Genomic DNA, 19,247 nt, shown 5'->3' with positions numbered 1-19,247 from the left:
TGCCCGGTTCCACTTGAACTTTGGGGGCTGAGTGTTATTGAGCGCGCAACCTGCCTGTAACCCAAAGGAACAACGCCCGTGGACCTGACTGCGCTGCGCAATGCCAACCCCGAACACTGGGACAAAGCTGCGGCCATCCGCACCCTGACCCTCGACGCCGTCGCCGCCGCCAATTCCGGCCATTCCGGCATGCCGATGGGCATGGCCGATGTTGCGACCGTACTGTTCGAAAAGCACCTGAAGTTTGATGCGTCAGCCCCGAACTGGCCCGACCGCGACCGGTTCATTCTGTCGGCGGGTCACGGCTCGATGCTGGTTTATTCGCTGCTGTATCTCACCGGCCATGCAGATGTGACGCTGGATGAGATCAAGAACTTCCGCCAGTTGGGCGCAAAAACGGCGGGCCACCCGGAAAACTTCCTGATCGAAGGTGTTGAGACAACCACCGGCCCACTGGGTCAGGGCATCTCGAACGCCGTCGGCTTTGCCATGGCCGAGGAAATTCAGCGCGCGCATTACGGCAAGAAGGTCGTCGACCACTACACCTATGTGATAGCGGGCGACGGTTGCCTGATGGAAGGCGTCAGCCAGGAAGCTATCACTCTGGCCGGCCGTCATGAGCTGAGCAAGCTGATCGTGTTCTGGGACAACAACAACATCACCATCGACGGCACCGTCGATATGGCCGACCGCACCGACCAGGTGCGCCGTTTCACGGCTTCGGGCTGGCAGGTGATCGAAATCGATGGCCATGATCCCAAAGCTATCGACGCCGCCATCGTACAGGCGAAGAAATCCAACAAACCGACCATGATCGCCTGTGAAAGCCATATCGCACTGGGTCATGCGGCGCAGGATACGTCCAAGGGGCACGGCGCACTAACCGATCAGGATCAGCTGAAGGCGGCAAAAGACGGCTACGGCTGGCCTCATGACGCATTCGAAATCCCCGCCAACGTGAAGTCTGCCTGGGAAGTCATCGGCGCCCGTGGCGCGACCGAGCGCGCCGCGTGGCAAGAGCGTTTTGCACAACTGTCCGAACGCAAGCAGGCCGAGTTCAACCGCGCCTACGCGTTTGAAGCACCCAAAAAACTGGCCGGTGCTATCCGCTCGTTCAAGAAACAGATGTCGGAAGACCAGCCGAAACTGGCAACTCGGGCCTCGTCCGAGAAGGTTTTGAATGTCGTGAACCCGATCATGACCGAGACCGTGGGCGGCTCGGCGGACCTGACCGGTTCGAACAACACCAAATCCGCCGATATGGCCGTGTTCCTGCCGGAAAACCGCAAGGGCCGTTACATTCACTACGGCATTCGCGAACATGGTATGGCCGCTGCGATGAATGGTATGGCGCTGCACGGCGGCATCCGCCCTTATGGCGGCACATTCATGGCCTTCACCGACTATGCCCGCCCGTCCATGCGCCTAGCCGCACTGATGAAGGTGCCTTCGGTCTTCGTCATGACCCACGACTCGATCGGTCTGGGTGAAGACGGCCCGACCCACCAGCCGGTCGAGCATCTGGCGATCTCCCGCGCGACACCGAACACCTACGTGTTCCGCCCCGCGGATACGGTTGAGACAGCCGAAGCCTGGGAACTGGCACTGACGTTCAAAGAAAGCCCCTCGGTCCTGTCCCTGACCCGTCAGGGCGTGCCCACCGTACGCAAGGACCACAAGGCCAGAAACCTGACCGCACAAGGCGCATATGTTCTGGCCGACGCGGAAGCCAAGCGTCAGGCCATCCTGATCGCCACCGGTTCGGAAGTCTCGCTGGCGATGGAAGCCAAGGCGATGCTCGAGGCCGAAGGCATCGGCACCCGTGTCGTGTCAATGCCCTGCATGGAACTGTTCGCCGAACAGGACGAAGCCTATCGCAAACGCGTTCTGCCCGCAGGTGCCGTTCGTGTTGGCATAGAGGCCGCCGTCCGCGCCGGTGGCTGGGATCGCTGGCTGCTGGGCGAGCGTGGTCGCGAGGCCAAGGTCGGTTTCATCGGCATGTCGAGCTTCGGCGCTTCGGCCCCGGCTGGTGAGCTTTACAAGCATTTCGGTATTACTGCCGAGGCTACTGTTGCCAAGGTCAAGGAACTTCTGGGCCTTTAAGCGCAACCAGAACAAACAAGCGAAGGGCGGCTCTGGCCGCCCTTTTCCATTTGGTTTCAGTGAGATCCGGACTTTCCAAAGATCGGCATTATCACTTTGGTTGCAAGCGGGATAAGGATCAGACCCCAGACCAAACCGAACACGCCGTCCATAGTGGCCTTGGATATCCACTCCACCGCTCCAACCCACTGATCGGACACGGAATGACCGATGGCATAGGCCCAATCATGGATGTGGTGGCCCAGCCAGCCAAACCCAAGAACTTCCATCCCGTGGATTACAATTGAACCTCCGACCCACAGCATCGCGGCAGTTCCCACAATCGACAAGGTTTTCATCACAGCAGGCATGGCCCGCACAAGTCCCCTGCCCAGCCCCCGGCCAATAGGTGTCGGGGCGTTTTTCGCCAGATAAAGTCCCACGTCGTCCATTTTCACAATCAACGCGACCGAGCCGTAGACCGCTACCGTCACCCCGATCCCGACAACGGCCAGTGTTGCGGCCTGCATCCATAAGTTCGGGGCCTCGATCGCCGCCAGCGCGATGGTCATGATTTCAGCAGACAGGATAAAATCGGTTTTGATGGCACCCCTGACCTTCTGTTCCTCAAGATGGCCCGGATCGCGCACGCTCATATCCTGTTCAATCGCGTGGCTTCCGTGCGGGAACAGAACATGAAAGATCTTTTCGGCCCCTTCGAAACACAAGTATGACCCGCCAAGCATCAAAAGTGGTGTGATCAGCCAGGGTGCGAAATTGGCCAGCAGCAAAGCCACCGGCAGCAACAGAATGATCTTGTTGAAAATCGAGCCGCGCGCGATACGCCAGATGATCGGCAACTCCCGTGCTGGCGCAAAGCCCTGCACGTATTTGGGAGTAACAGCCGCGTCATCAATGATGACCCCTGCGGTCTTTGCCCCGGCCTTGCCGGCGGCAGCCACCACATCGTCCACCGAAGCTGCTGCTACCTTGGCAATCCCTGCCACATCGTCCAACAGGGCCAACAGACCACTCATCGCGCTTCCTTTCCTGTCACCTGCCGCAATCGAGACCCTACCCGATCTCACGGCTAGCGCAAGCGTTAGCGCAATCGCGCGAGGTTTGCGCTAACACCTTAAAAATATGCCATTTTTGCCCTTTTGAGAATTCGCTTTCACCGTTATATGGCCCCCAAAGCAAGCGCATTTGGAGACGTCATATGACCATCAAGGTCGGTATCAATGGTTTTGGCCGCATTGGCCGCTGTACCCTGTCACATATCGCGGCATCCGGCCGTAACGACATCGAGGTGATCAAGGTCAACGCCACCGGACCGCTGGAAACCTCGGCACACCTGCTGAAATATGACAGCATTCACGGACGTTTCCCGCGTGACGTTTCCATCAACGGCAACACCATGGATCTGGGCCGCGGCCCGATGCAGATGTTCTCGACCTACGACATGAGCGAACTGGACTGGGAAGGCTGTGACGTCGTTCTGGAATGCACCGGCAAGTTCAATGACGGTCTTAAAGCAAAGACCCACCTGGACCGTGGCGCGCAGAAAGTTCTGTTGTCGGCACCGGGCAAAAACGTCGACAAGACAATCGTGTTTGGCGTGAACCACAACGGTCTGACTGCTGCGGATAAAATGGTTTCCAATGGCTCCTGCACCACCAACTGCCTTGCTCCGCTTGCCAAGGTACTGGACGAAGGCATCGGCATCGAACACGGCATCATGACCACGATCCACGCCTATACCGGTGACCAGCCGACCCTGGACCGCCGCCACAGCGACCTATACCGCGCCCGCGCAGCCGCCATGTCGATGATCCCGACCAGCACCGGTGCCGCCAAGGCGCTGGGTGAGGTTCTGCCCAACCTGAAAGGGCGTCTGGATGGGTCAGCCATCCGCGTTCCAACACCGAACGTTTCCGCCGTGGACCTCAGCTTCCGTGCGTCGCGCGATGTCACGGTCGAAGAGGTTAACGCGATCGTGCAGGAAGCGGCGCAAGGCCCGATGCAGCGCGTTCTGGGCTACGAACCCGCGCCGCTGGTCTCGACCGACTTCAACCACACCGAGGAAAGCTCGATCTTCGCGCCGGACCAAACCCGCGTGGTCGACGGACGTATGGTCCGCGTTCTGGCATGGTACGACAATGAATGGGGCTTCTCTGTCCGCATGGCGGATGTCGCTGTTGCAATGGGTCGTCTTAACTAAACCAGCCGACTGTTATTGAACATTTTGGCCCGCTCAGGTTATCTGGGCGGGCTTTTTCCTGCGGTGCGCAAATGACCAATCAAATCGCCATCTGGCTCGGCCTGTTCATCCTCGGCGGTTTCTTCCTCGACTTTGCATTGTTCGGAACCGAACATTTGTTGTTCCTTGCCAAAAAACTCTACAGCTTTCTCGACTGGCTCGCTTTCTGGCGCTGACAGAGGTTTTACTTGACATTTCCTGTTATCTGGCTTTGTTAGCGCTAACCTTATTCAGGCCCACAATCGACGGAGCAGAAAATGACACTAAAGCTGGCAATCAACGGATTTGGGCGGATCGGACGTGGTGTGTTGCGCGCGGTCATGGAAACAGGCCGTACAGACGTCGAGATCGTGGCAATCAACGATCTGGCAAAACCGGAAATAAACGCCCATCTTTTCGAATTCGACAGCGTCCATGGGCGTTACACACGGCCTGTTCGGTTGACAGATGCCGGATTGGATGTCGGATCCGGACCGATCAGACTTTCCAGTGAACGCGACCCCGAAAACCTGAACTGGTCCGATGTGGACGTGGTTCTTGAATGCACTGGAGTATTTCGCACGCGCGAAGCTGCATCGCGTCACTTCGAAAACGGTTCAAAGAAGGTCCTGATTTCGGCCCCTGCGCGCGGTGATGGCGCGGTCAAGACAATCGTATTTGGGGTGAACGACAAAGACCTGACGGCCGCTGACACTGTTGTATCAAACGCGTCGTGCACAACGAACTGCCTGGCCCCTGTTGCCGCGGCACTGGATTCCGGGCTGGGCATTGTGCATGGCAACATGACGACGGTGCATGCCTATACGGCCAGTCAGCCGGTCCACGATACCGCAGGCAAGGACCCTTACCTGTCACGGGCCGCCGCGTTGTCGATGATTCCCACTACGACGGGCGCAGCATCTGCTGTCGGCCTCGTGCTGCCCCAACTGGCCGGCAAACTGACGGGCCAGGCCATTCGCGTTCCCACACCGAATGTGTCGGTCGTTGACCTGGTCGCCGAGGTGTCGCGACCAACCACGGAGGCCGAAGTAAATGCGCTGTTTACGGGTGCTGCTTCCAGGATCCCGGGTGTTCTGGCTGCCGAGACCCGTCCGCTGATTTCAGTGGATTTCAACCACGATGCCCACAGCTCGACCGTGTCCCTGCCGGAAACAAAAGTCACTGACGGAACACTGGTCAGGGTTCTGGCGTGGTATGACAATGAATGGGGCTTTTCGAACCGGATGCTGGATACTGCCGCCGCGATGGGTGCCCTAGCCTAACCTCTTGCGCAAGGCGTCATTGACGAGGGGCGTAACGAATTTCGATACGTCCCCGTCCAGCCGGGCAATCTCTTTCACAAGTTTCGAGGCAATGGCCTGGTGTCGAGCCTCGGCCATCAGGAAAACGGTCTCAACCGTATCATCCAGCGCCCGGTTCATTCCGACCATCTGGAATTCATATTCAAAATCCGCCACAGCGCGCAATCCGCGCACAATGATCTGGGCGCCAACATCGCGCGCGCAGTCGATCAGCAGATTTTCGAATGGATGGGCGACGATCTCGGTCCCGGTCTGATCGCTCAGATGGGCACATTCGGCCTCGATCATGGCCACGCGTTCTTCCAGCGAAAACAACGGCCCCTTGTCGCGGTTGATTGCAACGCCGATGACCAGTTTATCAACCAGGGCCGAGGCGCGGCGGATAATGTCGATATGTCCCAGGGTGATTGGGTCAAAGGTTCCCGGATATAATCCAACCCTCATCGAGACCTCCTGCGCAATAAAATTTCTGCGCAAGCAAACACAACTCTGCCGCAGGTGCAAGAGGCCCCGTTACATGCAAAGGGCATCAATGCCCCATGATCATGCCTTCCAGCGCATCTTTCTCCATCGCCAGTTCGGACAGCTGCGCTTTGACAACGTCGCCCAAAGTGACGATGCCGACCAGCTTGCCATCTTCTATCACCGGCATGTGTCGAAAGCGCCCTTCGGTCATGCGCGACATGATGTCCTGCACGGAATCCTGCCGCGATGCGGTCACAAGCTCGCGGGTCATGTACGTGCTGACCGGCTGGGTCAGGCATCCGCTGCCGCTTGCGGCAAGTTCGCGCACAATGTCGCGTTCCGACAAGATACCGGCCGCTGTTTCTCCGCCATCATCTGACACAACCACCGTACCGATCCGTTTATCCGCAAGGATCTGGGCCGCCTCGGACACGGTAGCCGAAGGTTGAACGGTCACTACCCCGCTGGTCGCCTTGGATTTGAGAATGGCCTGTACAAGCATTTGCAAAAAACCTCCGGACTAACGTACTGTTTTTTCAAAGCCTTGCCCGAATGTTTGCACCTGTCAAGGTGCAGCTTGAGCCTCAAGCCGCGCGACCTCTTCGCGGATGCCCTGCGTCAACGCGTCGGCAAAGCGATTCAGTCGCTCATTGCGCTGATCTCCGAGGTGCCGGACCAGATGGAAACTGCGTGTCAGACTGACCTGATCCGTCAATATTTTCCGCAGGTTCGGATGGAACGGAAGCGTGAAATCATGCGCGACGCAGATGCCGCTGCCAAGCGTGACCTGGCGCAGCTGAACTGAGACGGAATTCGATGCAAGCGCGACACGGTCAACGCCAAGATCGACGAGATAATCCAGTTCACGATCAAAGATCATATCAGGAATGTAACCAATCATCCGGTGCCCTCGCAGGTCGTCCACAGAATGAATGGCGTCATGCTGTGCCAGGTATTCCTGCGTGGCAACCAGATGCAGTCGGTAATCACTGATCTTCTGGACAAGCAATTTCCCTGCCGTCGGGGCGCTGACGGTAACCGCCATGTCAGCCTCGCGCCGGGACAGATTGATGACCCGCGGCAGGGCCAGAATCTGGATGTCCAGATCCGGGTTTGCATCACAGATCTTTGCGCAGACCTGGGGCAGCAGGTAATTGGCGCTGCCATCAGGTGCACCGATCCGTATCTGACCGCTCAGCGTTTTGGAGGATCCCGTAACTGTTCCGGCTGCTGCCCGCATCGCCTCTTCGGCTTGTAATCCATGCTCGACCAACCGTTCGCCGGCAGTGGTCAGAATGTATCCCTGCTGAGATTTTGAGAATAGCGGTGTTTCCAGCGCGGTTTCCAGCCGGGCGATTCTACGCCCAACGGTTGCAGCGTCGATCTTCAACAGGCGGCCGGCGGCAGACAGGCTTTGTTCACGGGCCACCGCCAGAAACACCCGCATATCATCCCAGTTCCGGTTCATCCAAGGCCTTTGCATTTTTGCAAAACTTCTTTGAGACATTGCCTCTGTTCAAGTGATTTATGCAAGCCTATTGTGCGCGCAACTTACTTCGGAGGAATTCGCTATGACTGAACTGACCCATTTCATTAACGGCGAAAACGTGGCGGGATCGTCCGGCCGCTTTGACGACGTCTTCAACCCTGCAACGGGCGAAGTGCAGTACAAATGCCCGATGGCAAGTGCCGCTGAAACCACTGCTGCAATTGCCAGCGCCGCCGCCGCACAACCGGCCTGGGGCGCGACCAACCCGCAGAAGCGTGCGCGGGTGATGATGGCCATGGTCGGCCTGATGAACCGCGATATGGATAAACTGGCCGAGGCGCTGAGCCGCGAGCATGGCAAAACCATTCCCGACGCCAAGGGTGACCTGCAGCGTGGTCTGGAAGTCATCGAATACTGCATCGGTGCGCCTCAGATGCTGAAGGGTGAATTCACCGACAGCGCCGGTCCCGGCATCGACATGTACTCCATGCGCCAGCCGCTGGGCGTTGTCGCCTCGATCATGCCGTTCAACTTCCCGGCAATGATGCCCCTGTGGCATGTCGGCCCTGCCCTGGCCTGCGGCAACGCCGTGGTGCTGAAGCCGTCCGAGCGTGACCCGTCCGTGCCGCTGATGCTGGCCGAACTGTTCGTCGAGGCCGGTCTGCCGAAAGGCGTGTTCCAGGTCGTCAATGGCGACAAAGAAGCTGTGGATACGCTGCTGGACAGCGAAGTCATTCAGGGCGTGTCCTTTGTTGGATCGACCCCGATCGCGCAATACATCTATTCGCGTGCCACCGCGAACGGCAAGCGCGCGCAGTGCTTTGGCGGCGCAAAGAACCACATGATCGTCATGCCTGACGCGGATCTGGATCAGGCGGCCGATGCGCTGGTTGGCGCAGGCTTTGGCGCGGCGGGCGAACGCTGCATGGCCATTTCCGTCGCCGTTCCGGTAGGTGAGGAAACAGCCGACGCGCTGATCGAGAAACTGATCCCCCGTGTCGAAAAGCTGAAGGTCGGCCCCTACACCGCGGGCGACGATGTCGACATGGGCCCGGTTGTCACCGGCGCCGCGAAAGAGCGTATTCTCGGCCTGATCAATTCCGGCGTGGAGCAAGGCGCGAAACTTGTCGTCGACAACCGCGACTTCAGCCTGCAGGGCTATGAGGACGGCTTCTTTGTCGGCCCACACCTGTTCGACCACGTGACGCCAGAGATGGACATCTACAAGCAGGAAATCTTTGGCCCGGTTCTTTCGACTGTCCGTGCCGGCTCCTATGAAGAAGCGCTGAAGCTGGCGATGGACCACGAGTACGGAAACGGGACCGCGATCTTCACCCGTGACGGTGACACCGCGCGTGACTTTGCCAGCCGCGTGAACATCGGCATGGTGGGCATCAACGTTCCGATCCCGGTTCCGCTGGCCTACCACACTTTTGGCGGCTGGAAGAAATCCATGTTCGGCGACCTGAACCAGCACGGTCCGGACAGCTTCAAGTTCTACACCCGGACCAAAACCGTAACGTCGCGCTGGCCGTCCGGCATCAAGGAAGGTGGCGAGTTCAACTTCAAAGCGATGGACTGATCTGCACATCGGACCTGAAAAACGATATGCCCGGCCTGCCACAGGCCGGGCTTTTTTCGGCGAAGCGTCGCCAACGGGGACCATTTCACGAAAAATTCAGACGCAAAGCTCTGGAAAACCGAACCGGCGGACAATATTTTAGCGCCAAATAAATACCCGAGCAGTTCCTGAACCGGAGGCCAACTTGTCAAATCCCCGCATGACCCGCCGCTCTGCATTGCTGGGCGCAGCGACCTTTCTGGCGACGCCTGCCCTGGTACGCGCGCAAAGCTCTGATGCGTTTCCGCAGGAAGAAGAAGCCATCAGCACGCAGTTGCCGGTGCGCCGCAATGTGTCCTCGTTTTCGCAGCAGAACTGGCAGGATCACTTCAATGAATTGGGCGTCGGATGCCTGCTGGCCGATATTACCAGCCGCGCCGTTCACTACTGGGCCCCGGATGGGACCTATAAACTCTATCCCAGCTCGGTTCCGATGAGCGAGGAATTGACCAAACGCGGGTATACCGAAGTTGTGCGCAAGCGGGAAAACCCCAGCTGGACCCCGACTGCATCTATGCGCGAGCGTGATCCGAACCTGCCTGTGCGAATGGAAGGTGGCGACCCGGGCAATCCGCTGGGAACCCGCGCAATGTATCTGGGCTGGCCTGCCTATCTGGTGCATGGAACGCATGATACGCGCAAAATCGGTCGTCAAAGCTCGTCCGGCTGCATTGGTTTGTACAATCAGCATGTCGAACAATTGTACCCGCTGGTGCAGATCGGCACACAAGTCAGACTGATCTGACAAAAAAACCCCGGCCTCAAAGCCGGGGTTTTTCATTTTTTGTTGGGAAACTTATTCAGGCAGGATTACCGCGTCGACAACGTGGATCACGCCGTTGCTGGCTTCGATATCAGCCTGAACCACCTTGGCACCGTTAACCTTGACGCCGTTCTTGGCGTTCACACTAAGGCGGTCGCCCTGAACGGTAAGCACCTTCGCGCGCTTACCTGCGATGTCCCCTGACATAACTTTGGCCGGAACCACGTGATAGGTCAGGATGGAAACCAACTGATCTTTGTTTTCAGGCAGCAGAAGCGATTCAACGGTACCCTCGGGCAAAGCCGCAAACGCCTCGTCGGTCGGGGCAAAAACAGTGAAAGGTCCGTCGCCTTTCAAAGTGTCAACCAGCCCTGCAGCCTGAACTGCGGCGACAAGAGTGGTGAATGATCCGGCCGAGACGGCGGTATCAACAATATCGGACCCGGCACGAGCCTGCATTGGCAAAGTCAATGCAATCGCGGCGGCGGCGCCCAGGAATGTGCGGCGAAACATGGCTGTCATCTCCTCTCCAGCTTGTTATGGAAAGGGTTACGGCAGCCCCGGCGTGGCGGATCACTTTGAAGTCAAGATTTTCTGAGCTGAACCCAAATACTCTGCGCCCGACCATCCTTCAGGAATGGCAAGGCCTCGACCGCGTCCGGGCGTTCCCGCTGAAGGTAATATCCCGGCCAAAGCATTGAATATAAACTCGATTGCAGCAATGCGTGCAGCATGTACTGTTCGCCCCATCCGGGGCAATCATAGAAGAAACGAGTGGGGTATTCGTAGGGCAAAAAAACATCGTGCACGTGGATGACGACACCTGGTTTCAGGGCCGGAATGATGCGACAGAACAGATGCGCGACGTCGTTGCTCATGCGGACCACATGGCTGGAATCGATGAAAAGAACGTCGCCTTCTTGCAGGTTTTCAAACAGCGTCGGATCGACCTCTTCCAGTCGTTTTTGTTCAAAATCATCCACGACATGCGCAATATCCGCCCTCGGATACGGATCGATTGCCGTAATGCGGGTGTTCAGCCCGCCATCAATGATCGCCTGTCGCGTGACGCGGGTTGAATTGCCACACCCGACTTCGATCACATGTTTCGGCTTGAATCTACGGATCATCAGATAAAGCGCGTCCGCATCCGGGCTGTCATAGTATCCGTTCCCGATGCGATAGCCGGTCTTGTTGCGCGACGGGTCCTTCAATGCCGCAAGCGCATCGGCATGTTCGTGATATTCCTCGACCAGCGGGCCGACATCGAACCCATCCATTCCCGGAGAAAGGGCATATGCAGGGCGTTCCAATCCGCCAGCCCGTTCAAAGCTTTCCAGCCGGGCGCGCTCATCCCGTTCAGTGACTTTGTCGATCAGCTTGACGCCGAAGCGATCCAGAATTGCATTGGTCCGCGGGAATTTCCTGGGTTTCACGCCGCCGTCTCCGATCCGTGGTTGAACACTCCCCGCTCCTTACCTGTGCCGACCAAGGCTTCGCAAGCACCTGCGCGGCAAACACTTGGCAAAAGGGCAAATTCCGTATTCACTGGCGTGAACATAAAGACCGGAGGGCCGCCATGCAGCAGGAATTCACGCTGGGTATTGAAGAGGAATACCTGCTTGTGGACCGCGACAGCCTGCAATTGTCCGAAGCACCTGCCGCTTTGATGGATGCTTGCCAGGCCGATTTTGAAGGTCAGGTCAGCCCTGAATTCCTGCAATGCCAGATCGAGGTGGGAACCCGCCCTCATGCCACGATTGGCGCGGCCCGTGAGGACCTCAAGCGGTTGCGGTCTTGCGTTGCCACGCGCGCCGCTGAATACAATCTGGCTCCGATTGCCGCATCCTGCCATCCCTTTGCAAAGTGGAAAGACCAGCATCATACACGCAAGGATCGCTATGACGCCTTGCAACATGCCCTTGGCGGTGTTGCGCGACGCATGCTGATCTGCGGCATGCATGTTCACGTCGGCGTCGAAGACAAGGCGCTGCGTGCCGACCTGATGCCACAACTGTCCTACTTTTTGCCGCACCTGTTGGCTCTTTCCACGTCCTCTCCGTTCTGGAGCGGTGAAGACACCGGATTGTCCTCCTATCGGCTGACCGTGTTCGACAACCTGCCCCGAACCGGATTGCCTCCGGTACCGGCCAGCTGGGCTGAATACGAGCGTACAACGGGAATCCTTGTGGAACTCGGCGTCATCGAAGACACCTCAAAGATCTGGTGGGACCTGCGCCCATCGCATCGGTTTCCGACGTTGGAAACCCGTATCATGGATGTGCAGCCCCGGCTGGAACACGCCCTTTCGCTGGCTGCGATGATCCAGGCGCTGACCCGGATGCTGTGTCGTTTGAAAGACCGCAACCTGCGCTGGCGTCACTATGACCGGTTCCTCATCGGCGAAAACCGCTGGCGCGCGCAACGGTACGGCGTTGGCGAGGGGCTGATCGATTTTGGTGACCGTTCAATCAAGCCAATGCCTGAACTGATTGGTGAACTGATGGGAATGCTGGCGGAAGATACCGAGGCGTTGGGCACGATGACCGAATTGGCCCGCCTGCGGCAAATTGCGGAAAACGGAACGTCCGCCACACGCCAGCGCCGTGTACACGCCGAGGCCGTGGCAAAAGGGGACGATCCCGGTCAGGCGGTCGTGAAGCACCTGATCGAGGAATTCCACGAAGATCTCTGATATCGCGCACCCGGGCCGATCAATACCATAACCTTACTTCCCGTGATTGCTGATCGTGCAAAATTTCTGTAACGATTGGGAAATAAACAATCGTTCAATTCAGCATCGACGGGAAGGATTGGCATGGATTTCGCGCTGACCGAGGAACAGACAGCTATCTTCGACATGGCCTATGCATTTGGGCAGGAAAACATCGCTCCGTTTGCGCGGCAATGGGAGGCGGATGGAACCATTCCCAAAGACCTTTGGCCCCGGATCGGCGAACTGGGCTTCGGTGGCTTGTATGTCTCTGAGGACGCTGGAGGATCGGGTCTGAGCAGGCTGGATGCAACGCTGGTTTTTGAAGCTTTGTCCATGGCTTGCCCGTCGGTTGCAGCCTTCCTGTCGATCCACAACATGTGCGCAAAGATGCTGGACAGTTTCGCCAGTGACGAGCTGAAATCACGTATCATGCCACAGGTTCTCAGTCTTGATACGGTCCTCAGCTACTGCCTGACCGAACCGGGCTCGGGCTCGGACGCTGCAGCGCTCAAAACCCGCGCCGAGCGTACAAACGAAGGTTACACGCTGAACGGCACCAAGGCGTTTATCTCGGGCGGTGGCTACTCAGATGCTTATGTCTGCATGGTGCGCACGGGTCAGGATGGTCCCAAGGGGATTTCGACCGTTTATGTCGAAGACGGTACACCCGGTCTCAGCTTCGGGGCGCTTGAGCAGAAAATGGGTTGGAAAAGCCAGCCGACGGCGCAGGTGCAGTTCGATGACTGCAAGATACCATCGGGGAACCTGGTCGGCACCGAAGGTGACGGATTCAAATACGCCATGATGGGACTGGACGGCGGGCGTTTGAATATCGCCTCCTGCTCTCTGGGTGCGGCGCAAACCGGCTTGGATATGACCTTGCAATACATGTCCGAGCGTAAAGCATTCGGTCAATCCATCGACCAGTTTCAGGCCCTGCAGTTCCGCCTGGCCGATATGGAGATTGAACTGCAGGCCGCGCGCGTCTTCTTGCGGCAGGCCGCGTGGAAGCTGGATCAAGGCACGCCCGATGCCAGCAAGTTCTGCGCGATGGCCAAAAAGTTCGTTACCGAAACGGGATCAAAAGTCGTCGATCAATGTCTGCAGTTGCATGGCGGGTACGGCTATCTGGCCGATTACGGGATCGAAAAGCTTGTGCGTGATCTGCGCGTGCATCAGATATTGGAAGGCACCAACGAGATCATGCGCGTGATCGTCGCCCGCCAGATGCTTGCCCAACGCTGAGGATCAAATGCCAGATATCAACATCCGTGTGACAGGCCGCGCCGGGCGCATCACATTGGCTCGGCCCAAGGCGCTCAACGCGCTTAGTTATGACATGTGCATGGCCATAGACAGCGCCCTGCGGAACTGGCGCGAAGATGACTCGGTTGACCTGATCATTATTGATGCCGAAGGCGACAAGGCCTTTTGCGCCGGAGGTGACATCGCCGAGCTTTATGAAACGGGCATGAAAGGCGATTTCGCCTATGGTCAAACCTTCTGGCGCGATGAATACCGCTTGAATGCCCTGATCTTCGAGTACCCTAAACCGGTGATCAGCTTTCTGCAGGGTTTCACAATGGGCGGCGGTGTTGGCATCGGGTGCCACGGAAGTCACCGGATCGTGGGCGAGACCGCGCAGATCGCATTGCCTGAATGCTCCATCGGACTGGTTCCGGACGTCGGCAGCACGCTGATGCTGGCCCTGGCACCCGGCCGGTTAGGTGAATATCTGGGAACAACCGGACGACGCATGGGGCCAGGTGATGCGATTTATGCCGGATTTGCCGATCACTATATCCCGCAGTCCCAATGGTCCGATCTCATGGAGCTGCTCGAAGCCTCTGGTGATGCCGAGATACTGGCCAAACACGCGCAGACTCCGCCGGAGAGTACATTGGAGCAGGACCAACCTGTGATCGATGACATATTCTCGGGCGAGGCGCTGGGCGACATCCTGACCAATCTGCGTAACGCTGATCCGGATTTCTCCACCAAAACTCTGGCCACACTCGGACGGCATTCACCTTTGTCGATGGCCTGTTACGTAGAAATGCTGCATCGATTGCGTGGGCCATCGCTGACAATACGCAAAGCGTTGGAACTGGAATTCCGGTTTACGTTCCGCGCCATGGAACACGGGGATTTTCTGGAAGGCATTCGCGCGCAGATCATAGACAAGGACCGCAATCCTAGGTGGAGCTTTGCGGATCAATCCGTACCCGCAGTCGTTGTTTCGAAAATGCTGCAACCACTGGGCGCGGACGCACTGACATTCGAGGAGGAATAAGGATGAAAATCGGGTTTATCGGCCTTGGCAACATGGGCGCACCGATGGCCGCCAATCTGGCGAAGGCCGGGCATGTTGTGGTTGGCTTTGACATGGCAGACGTCACAGTCGAAGGGGTCACCATGGCATCTTCCGGGGCCGAGGCCGTCGCCGGAGCAGACGTGGCAATTACGATGCTTCCAAACGGTCAGATCTTGCGATCTGTCGCGGACGAGATTGTTCCGGCCATGCAGAAAGGCGCCACCTGGATTGATTGCTCAACCGTCGACGTCGACAGCGCGCGCGCTGTGGCCGATCAGGCCCTGGCAGCCGGGCTAAGAGCCGTTGACGCTCCGGTTTCAGGCGGTATTGGGGGCGCCGCAGCTGGTACGCTGACTTTCATGGCAGGTGGTTTGAAAGAAGCGTTTTCAACGGCCGAACCGCTGTTCGACGTCATGGGCCAGAAGGCCGTTCATTGCGGCGACTCCGGCGCAGGTCAGGCGGCAAAGATCTGCAACAACATGATCCTCGGCGTCACCATGATCGCGACCTGTGAGGCTTTTGCACTGGCCGACAAGTTGGGGTTGGATCGCCAAAAGATGTTTGATGTCGTCAGTACATCGTCCGGATATAGCTGGACAATGAACGCCTATTGCCCTGCCCCCGGCGTTGGTCCCACCAGTCCCGCCGACAACGGCTACAAACCAGGTTTTGCTGCAGAGCTGATGCTGAAGGATTTACGCCTTAGCCAGCAGGCCGCGGAAGGGTCGGATGCGGACACACCCATGGGCCAGGCTGCAACGGCCTTGTATGAACAATTTGTCGAAGCTGAAGATGGGTTGGGGAAAGACTTTTCCGCCATGCTGCCCCGGTTTGAAAAGAGAGGCCGGAGCTGAGGCGCGTAAAGCAGTTTTTTGCTGACCCGAAAATAGTTGTTTGTCGTCACTTCTTTGTCCCGGTCTGTACGTGCTAAAACCAGTGCAGAATAATTGCAGGGGCCGCCGATGAAGACTCTGAGAATTTTTGGATCCATCGCTTTGCTGGTGATCAGTACGGCTGCGGTCGAAGCTGGCAACGGAAAGGGAAAGGCCGGGCACTGCCCGCCCGGTCTGGCCAAAAAGGCAGTCCCCTGCGTGCCACCAGGACAGGTCAAAAACCTATATCGGACGGGCGACCGTATCGAACGGGACTATGTCTGGATCGACGATCCCTATCGATACGGCCTGAAACGAGGCGGCAATTACGTTCGCGCCGGCGACTATGTCTACAGAATCGATCCTGAAACGCGGAAAGTTCTCAACCTGATCGGCGCCGTGGCGGATATCCTGTACTAGGAAACTGACGGGCCGCTATTCTGCAGCGACCCGGTCCAAATTCAACATCGGCCTGAGGTAGTGCCCGGTATGGCTGCCCTCACACTCCGCAACTTGCTCGGGTGTGCCCTCGGCAACAATCTGTCCGCCGCCATCGCCACCTTCCGGGCCAATATCGATGATCCAATCGGCGGTTTTGATCACATCCAGGTTGTGTTCGATCACAATGACCGTATTTCCCTGATCTACCAGTTCGTGCAGTACTTCCAGAAGCTTACGGACATCTTCAAAGTGCAGGCCGGTGGTCGGTTCATCCAGAATATACAGCGTCCGCCCGGTCGAACGTTTGGACAGTTCCTTTGAAAGCTTGACCCGCTGCGCCTCACCACCCGAAAGCGTGGTGGCCTGCTGTCCGACCTTGATATAACCCAGACCAACCCGCGCCAGTGCGTCCATCTTGTCGCGAATGGAAGGCACAGCTTTGAAGAAGTCCTGCGCGTCTTCCACCGTCATATCAAGAACATCCGCGATGGACTTGCCCTTGAATTTGATCTCCAGTGTCTCGCGGTTGTACCGCGCACCCTTGCAGGTTTCACAGGTCACGTAGACATCCGGAAGGAAGTGCATCTCGATCTTGATGACCCCGTCACCCTGACAGGCCTCGCACCGACCTCCCTTGACGTTGAAGCTGAACCGTCCCGGTTTGTACCCTCGTGCCTTGGCCTCGGGCAGACCGGCAAACCAGTCGCGGATCGGGGTGAACGCCCCCGTGTAAGTTGCTGGATTTGAACGCGGAGTCCGCCCGATCGGCCGCTGGTCGATGTCGATGACCTTATCCAGATGCTCCAGTCCCTTGATCGTCTCGCACGGCGCAGGTGTCTGGCGCGCGCCATTCAGGCGCATCGACGCCGTTTTGAACAGCGTCTCAATGGTCAAAGTGGATTTCCCGCCGCCGGAAACTCCGGTCACACAGACAAACTTGGCCAAAGGAAACTCAGCCGTCACATTCTTCAGGTTGTTCCCGGTCGCATTGACCACCGACACCTTCTTCTTGTTGCCCTTGCGCCGTTCAGCGGGCACTGCGATCTCGCGCGTTCCGGCCAGATATTGCCCCGTGATCGAGGCCGCATCCGCCGTAATTTCCGCAGGTGTTCCGTGGCTTACGACCTGCCCGCCATGCACACCGGCGCCGGGACCAATATCAAAAACGTAATCAGCCTCACGGATGGCTTCTTCGTCATGCTCAACAACGATCACGGTATTCCCTTGATCGCGCAGGTTCTTGAGCGTTCCAAGCAGACGGTCATTGTCGCGCTGGTGCAACCCGATTGACGGCTCGTCCAGCACATACAGAACCCCTGTCAGACCCGAACCGATCTGGCTGGCCAACCGGATCCGCTGGCTTTCGCCACCAGACAGGGTTCCACTTGAACGTGACAGCGTAAGGTATTCCAAACCAACATTATTCAGGAATCCAAGTCGTTCGCGGATTTCCTTCAGAATTGCGCGCGCTATCTCGTTTTTCTGCGTGTTCAGATGGTTCGGAGCATCCTCGATCCAGGCCAGAGCCTCCTTGATCGACATCTGAACCACCTGCCCAACATGCAGGCCCGCGATTTTGACGGCCAGGGCTTCGGGACGCAGACGGTAGCCATCACATGTCCCGCAGGGGCGGTTATTCTGATAGCGCTCGAATTCTTCACGGATCCAGGCGCTGTCGGTCTCGCGGTAACGGCGTTCCATATTGGGAATTACGCCCTCGAAACTGCGAGTCACTTGATAAACCCGTCCACCTTCGTCGTAACGGAACTGTATTTCCTCGTCGCCCGACCCCCGAAGAAACACCTGCTGCACCTTCTCCGGCAGGTCTTTCCATGGGGTGTTCTTGTCGAACTCAAAGTGGCGGGCGATGGCTTCGATGGTTTGAAGGAAGTACGGCGATTTACCCTTTCGCCACGGCGCCAGTGCACCATCATACAGTTTCAGTGTCTGGTCCGGCACCACGAGACGCTCATCGAAGAACAGTTCCACTCCCAGACCGTCACAATCCGGGCATGCCCCAAAAGGTGCGTTGAACGAGAACAGGCGCGGCTCGATCTCGGGGATCGTGAAGCCACTGACCGGACAGGCAAAATTCTCGCTGAAAGTGATACGTTCGGGGTCTCCTTCGCGTGGCGCGGTTTCCAGAATCGCGATTCCATCGGCCAGATCCAGCGCGGTCCGCAGGCTGTCGGCCAGACGTGTTTCCATCCCTTCGCGTACAACCAGACGGTCGACTACGACGTCGATGTCATGGCGAAACTTCTTGTCCAGAGTGGGCGGCTCATCAAGTTCATAGAACTCCCCGTCCACCTTGACGCGCTGGAAGCCCTGCTTACGCAGTTCGAGGAATTCTTTTTTGTACTCCCCTTTCCGGTCCCGCACGATGGGTGCCAGAAGGTATCCGCGCGTCCCTTCCTCCATCGCCATGATGCGGTCGACCATGTCCTGCACCTGCTGCGCTTCAATGGGCAGACCCGTGGCAGGGCTGTAGGGCGTCCCTGCACGCGCGAACAACAGTCGCAAATAATCATAGATCTCGGTGACCGTACCAACGGTGGAGCGTGGGTTCTTCGACGTCGTTTTCTGCTCGATGGAAATCGCCGGGGACAGGCCGCTGATATGGTCAACGTCGGGCTTTTCCATCATGTCCAGAAACTGGCGCGCATAAGCGGACAGGCTTTCGACATAGCGCCTTTGACCTTCGGCATAGATGGTATCAAAGGCCAGCGACGACTTGCCCGAACCAGACAGACCTGTAATCACCACAAGCTGATCCCGTGGAATGTCAACATCAATACTTTTGAGGTTATGCTCGCGCGCTCCGCGCACCTCGATATTCTTCAGCTCAGCCATTTCGGCCCCCAACAGACAAGTGTCCTAGAAATAGGCGAGCCAGGCTGAGTCTCCAACACAAAAGTTAGAA

General features: G+C 57.7%; 18 protein-coding genes. 11 read left to right on the top strand and 7 right to left on the bottom strand.

Annotation, left to right across the window (positions count from 1 at the left end):
* Positions 1-78: 78 nt before the first annotated feature.
* Positions 79-2,103, top strand: a complete 2,025-nt coding sequence (tkt, locus tag ACR3EQ_RS04040; RefSeq protein WP_480489787.1) for a transketolase — start codon at positions 79-81, stop codon at positions 2,101-2,103.
* 56 nt (positions 2,104-2,159) lie between these two features.
* Here tkt and ACR3EQ_RS04035 read toward each other — a convergent pair whose 3' ends face one another.
* Complete coding sequence (locus ACR3EQ_RS04035; protein ID WP_170616857.1) at positions 2,160-3,119, bottom strand: DUF808 domain-containing protein; 960 nt, start codon at positions 3,117-3,119, stop codon at positions 2,160-2,162.
* Positions 3,120-3,301: 182 nt separating this feature from the next.
* Between ACR3EQ_RS04035 and gap (ACR3EQ_RS04030) the strand changes: the two genes are divergently transcribed.
* From gap (ACR3EQ_RS04030) to gap (ACR3EQ_RS04020), 3 genes are all read left to right on the top strand, one after another.
* On the top strand, positions 3,302-4,303 hold the full coding sequence (gene gap, locus ACR3EQ_RS04030; protein ID WP_170816535.1) for a type I glyceraldehyde-3-phosphate dehydrogenase: 1,002 nt from the start codon (positions 3,302-3,304) through the stop codon (positions 4,301-4,303).
* A gap of 71 nt (positions 4,304-4,374) precedes the next feature.
* The gene (locus ACR3EQ_RS04025; protein ID WP_170616853.1) at positions 4,375-4,518 is read left to right on the top strand and encodes a hypothetical protein; all 144 of its coding nucleotides are present in this window, start codon (positions 4,375-4,377) and stop codon (positions 4,516-4,518) included.
* Positions 4,519-4,599: 81 nt separating this feature from the next.
* Positions 4,600-5,604, top strand: coding sequence for a type I glyceraldehyde-3-phosphate dehydrogenase (gene gap, locus ACR3EQ_RS04020; RefSeq protein WP_170616851.1), 1,005 nt, complete (start codon positions 4,600-4,602; stop codon positions 5,602-5,604).
* Here gap (ACR3EQ_RS04020) and coaD read toward each other — a convergent pair.
* The 3 genes from coaD to ACR3EQ_RS04005 all read right to left on the bottom strand — a co-directional run bounded on the left by coaD (position 5,596) and on the right by ACR3EQ_RS04005 (position 7,576).
* Positions 5,596-6,087 (bottom strand): pantetheine-phosphate adenylyltransferase, encoded by a 492-nt coding sequence (gene coaD / locus ACR3EQ_RS04015; RefSeq protein ID WP_170616849.1) that lies wholly within the window; start codon positions 6,085-6,087, stop codon positions 5,596-5,598. The two genes, gap (ACR3EQ_RS04020) and coaD, sit on opposite strands and share 9 nt — an antisense overlap.
* A gap of 85 nt (positions 6,088-6,172) precedes the next feature.
* Positions 6,173-6,610 (bottom strand): CBS domain-containing protein, encoded by a 438-nt coding sequence (locus ACR3EQ_RS04010; protein ID WP_170619007.1) that lies wholly within the window; start codon positions 6,608-6,610, stop codon positions 6,173-6,175.
* 63 nt (positions 6,611-6,673) lie between these two features.
* Entirely contained in the window at positions 6,674-7,576 is a 903-nt protein-coding gene (locus tag ACR3EQ_RS04005; RefSeq protein WP_170616845.1) for a LysR family transcriptional regulator, read from the bottom strand.
* Between the two features lie 103 nt (positions 7,577-7,679).
* On the opposite strand from ACR3EQ_RS04005, the gene ACR3EQ_RS04000 reads away from it, so the two are divergent.
* Together ACR3EQ_RS04000 and ACR3EQ_RS03995 are read left to right on the top strand one after the other, a co-directional pair.
* Positions 7,680-9,179, top strand: a complete 1,500-nt coding sequence (locus tag ACR3EQ_RS04000; protein WP_170616843.1) for a CoA-acylating methylmalonate-semialdehyde dehydrogenase — start codon at positions 7,680-7,682, stop codon at positions 9,177-9,179.
* A gap of 199 nt (positions 9,180-9,378) precedes the next feature.
* The gene (locus ACR3EQ_RS03995) at positions 9,379-9,963 is read left to right on the top strand and encodes a L,D-transpeptidase (protein WP_170616925.1); all 585 of its coding nucleotides are present in this window, start codon (positions 9,379-9,381) and stop codon (positions 9,961-9,963) included.
* A 51-nt stretch (positions 9,964-10,014) separates the two neighbouring features.
* Here ACR3EQ_RS03995 and ACR3EQ_RS03990 read toward each other — a convergent pair whose 3' ends face one another.
* Both ACR3EQ_RS03990 and ACR3EQ_RS03985 read right to left on the bottom strand, forming a co-directional pair.
* Positions 10,015-10,494 carry a fasciclin domain-containing protein gene (locus ACR3EQ_RS03990; RefSeq protein WP_170616841.1) on the bottom strand — a complete coding sequence of 160 codons (480 nt, stop codon included), beginning with the start codon at positions 10,492-10,494 and terminating at the stop codon, positions 10,015-10,017.
* A 71-nt stretch (positions 10,495-10,565) separates the two neighbouring features.
* Entirely contained in the window at positions 10,566-11,417 is an 852-nt protein-coding gene (locus tag ACR3EQ_RS03985; protein ID WP_170616839.1) for a class I SAM-dependent methyltransferase, read from the bottom strand.
* A gap of 143 nt (positions 11,418-11,560) precedes the next feature.
* Here ACR3EQ_RS03985 and ACR3EQ_RS03980 point away from each other — a divergent pair, with 143 nt between their 5' ends.
* From ACR3EQ_RS03980 to ACR3EQ_RS03960, 5 genes are all read left to right on the top strand, one after another.
* Entirely contained in the window at positions 11,561-12,676 is a 1,116-nt protein-coding gene (locus tag ACR3EQ_RS03980; protein ID WP_170616837.1) for a carboxylate-amine ligase, read from the top strand.
* Between the two features lie 123 nt (positions 12,677-12,799).
* The gene (locus ACR3EQ_RS03975; RefSeq protein ID WP_170616835.1) at positions 12,800-13,942 is read left to right on the top strand and encodes an acyl-CoA dehydrogenase family protein; all 1,143 of its coding nucleotides are present in this window, start codon (positions 12,800-12,802) and stop codon (positions 13,940-13,942) included.
* Between the two features lie 7 nt (positions 13,943-13,949).
* Positions 13,950-14,990 (top strand): enoyl-CoA hydratase/isomerase family protein, encoded by a 1,041-nt coding sequence (locus ACR3EQ_RS03970; RefSeq protein WP_480489783.1) that lies wholly within the window; start codon positions 13,950-13,952, stop codon positions 14,988-14,990.
* A gap of 2 nt (positions 14,991-14,992) precedes the next feature.
* Positions 14,993-15,865 carry a 3-hydroxyisobutyrate dehydrogenase gene (gene mmsB / locus ACR3EQ_RS03965; protein ID WP_480489781.1) on the top strand — a complete coding sequence of 291 codons (873 nt, stop codon included), beginning with the start codon at positions 14,993-14,995 and terminating at the stop codon, positions 15,863-15,865.
* Between the two features lie 108 nt (positions 15,866-15,973).
* The gene (locus tag ACR3EQ_RS03960; RefSeq protein ID WP_480489779.1) at positions 15,974-16,303 is read left to right on the top strand and encodes a hypothetical protein; all 330 of its coding nucleotides are present in this window, start codon (positions 15,974-15,976) and stop codon (positions 16,301-16,303) included.
* Between the two features lie 15 nt (positions 16,304-16,318).
* Here the strand turns inward: ACR3EQ_RS03960 and uvrA are convergent, their stop codons facing one another.
* Complete coding sequence (gene uvrA, locus ACR3EQ_RS03955; RefSeq protein ID WP_170616828.1) at positions 16,319-19,177, bottom strand: excinuclease ABC subunit UvrA; 2,859 nt, start codon at positions 19,175-19,177, stop codon at positions 16,319-16,321.
* Positions 19,178-19,247: the final 70 nt, after the last annotated feature.

It is taken from the genome of Ruegeria sp. AN11 (assembly GCF_056536005.1).
This window is presented reverse-complemented; position numbering and strand designations above follow the sequence as displayed.

Coding starts and splice junctions, on each gene's coding strand:
- ACR3EQ_RS04035 (WP_170616857.1), bottom strand. CDS start 3,119: ATGAGTGGTCTGTTGGCCCTGTTGGACGATGTGGCAGGGATTGCCAAG.
- gap (WP_170816535.1), top strand. CDS start 3,302: ATGACCATCAAGGTCGGTATCAATGGTTTTGGCCGCATTGGCCGCTGT.
- ACR3EQ_RS04025 (WP_170616853.1), top strand. CDS start 4,375: ATGACCAATCAAATCGCCATCTGGCTCGGCCTGTTCATCCTCGGCGGT.
- gap (WP_170616851.1), top strand. CDS start 4,600: ATGACACTAAAGCTGGCAATCAACGGATTTGGGCGGATCGGACGTGGT.
- coaD (WP_170616849.1), bottom strand. CDS start 6,087: ATGAGGGTTGGATTATATCCGGGAACCTTTGACCCAATCACCCTGGGA.
- ACR3EQ_RS04010 (WP_170619007.1), bottom strand. CDS start 6,610: ATGCTTGTACAGGCCATTCTCAAATCCAAGGCGACCAGCGGGGTAGTG.
- ACR3EQ_RS04005 (WP_170616845.1), bottom strand. CDS start 7,576: ATGAACCGGAACTGGGATGATATGCGGGTGTTTCTGGCGGTGGCCCGT.
- ACR3EQ_RS04000 (WP_170616843.1), top strand. CDS start 7,680: ATGACTGAACTGACCCATTTCATTAACGGCGAAAACGTGGCGGGATCG.
- ACR3EQ_RS03995 (WP_170616925.1), top strand. CDS start 9,379: ATGACCCGCCGCTCTGCATTGCTGGGCGCAGCGACCTTTCTGGCGACG.
- ACR3EQ_RS03990 (WP_170616841.1), bottom strand. CDS start 10,494: ATGTTTCGCCGCACATTCCTGGGCGCCGCCGCCGCGATTGCATTGACT.
- ACR3EQ_RS03980 (WP_170616837.1), top strand. CDS start 11,561: ATGCAGCAGGAATTCACGCTGGGTATTGAAGAGGAATACCTGCTTGTG.
- ACR3EQ_RS03975 (WP_170616835.1), top strand. CDS start 12,800: ATGGATTTCGCGCTGACCGAGGAACAGACAGCTATCTTCGACATGGCC.
- ACR3EQ_RS03970 (WP_480489783.1), top strand. CDS start 13,950: ATGCCAGATATCAACATCCGTGTGACAGGCCGCGCCGGGCGCATCACA.
- mmsB (WP_480489781.1), top strand. CDS start 14,993: ATGAAAATCGGGTTTATCGGCCTTGGCAACATGGGCGCACCGATGGCC.
- ACR3EQ_RS03960 (WP_480489779.1), top strand. CDS start 15,974: ATGAAGACTCTGAGAATTTTTGGATCCATCGCTTTGCTGGTGATCAGT.
- uvrA (WP_170616828.1), bottom strand. CDS start 19,177: ATGGCTGAGCTGAAGAATATCGAGGTGCGCGGAGCGCGCGAGCATAAC.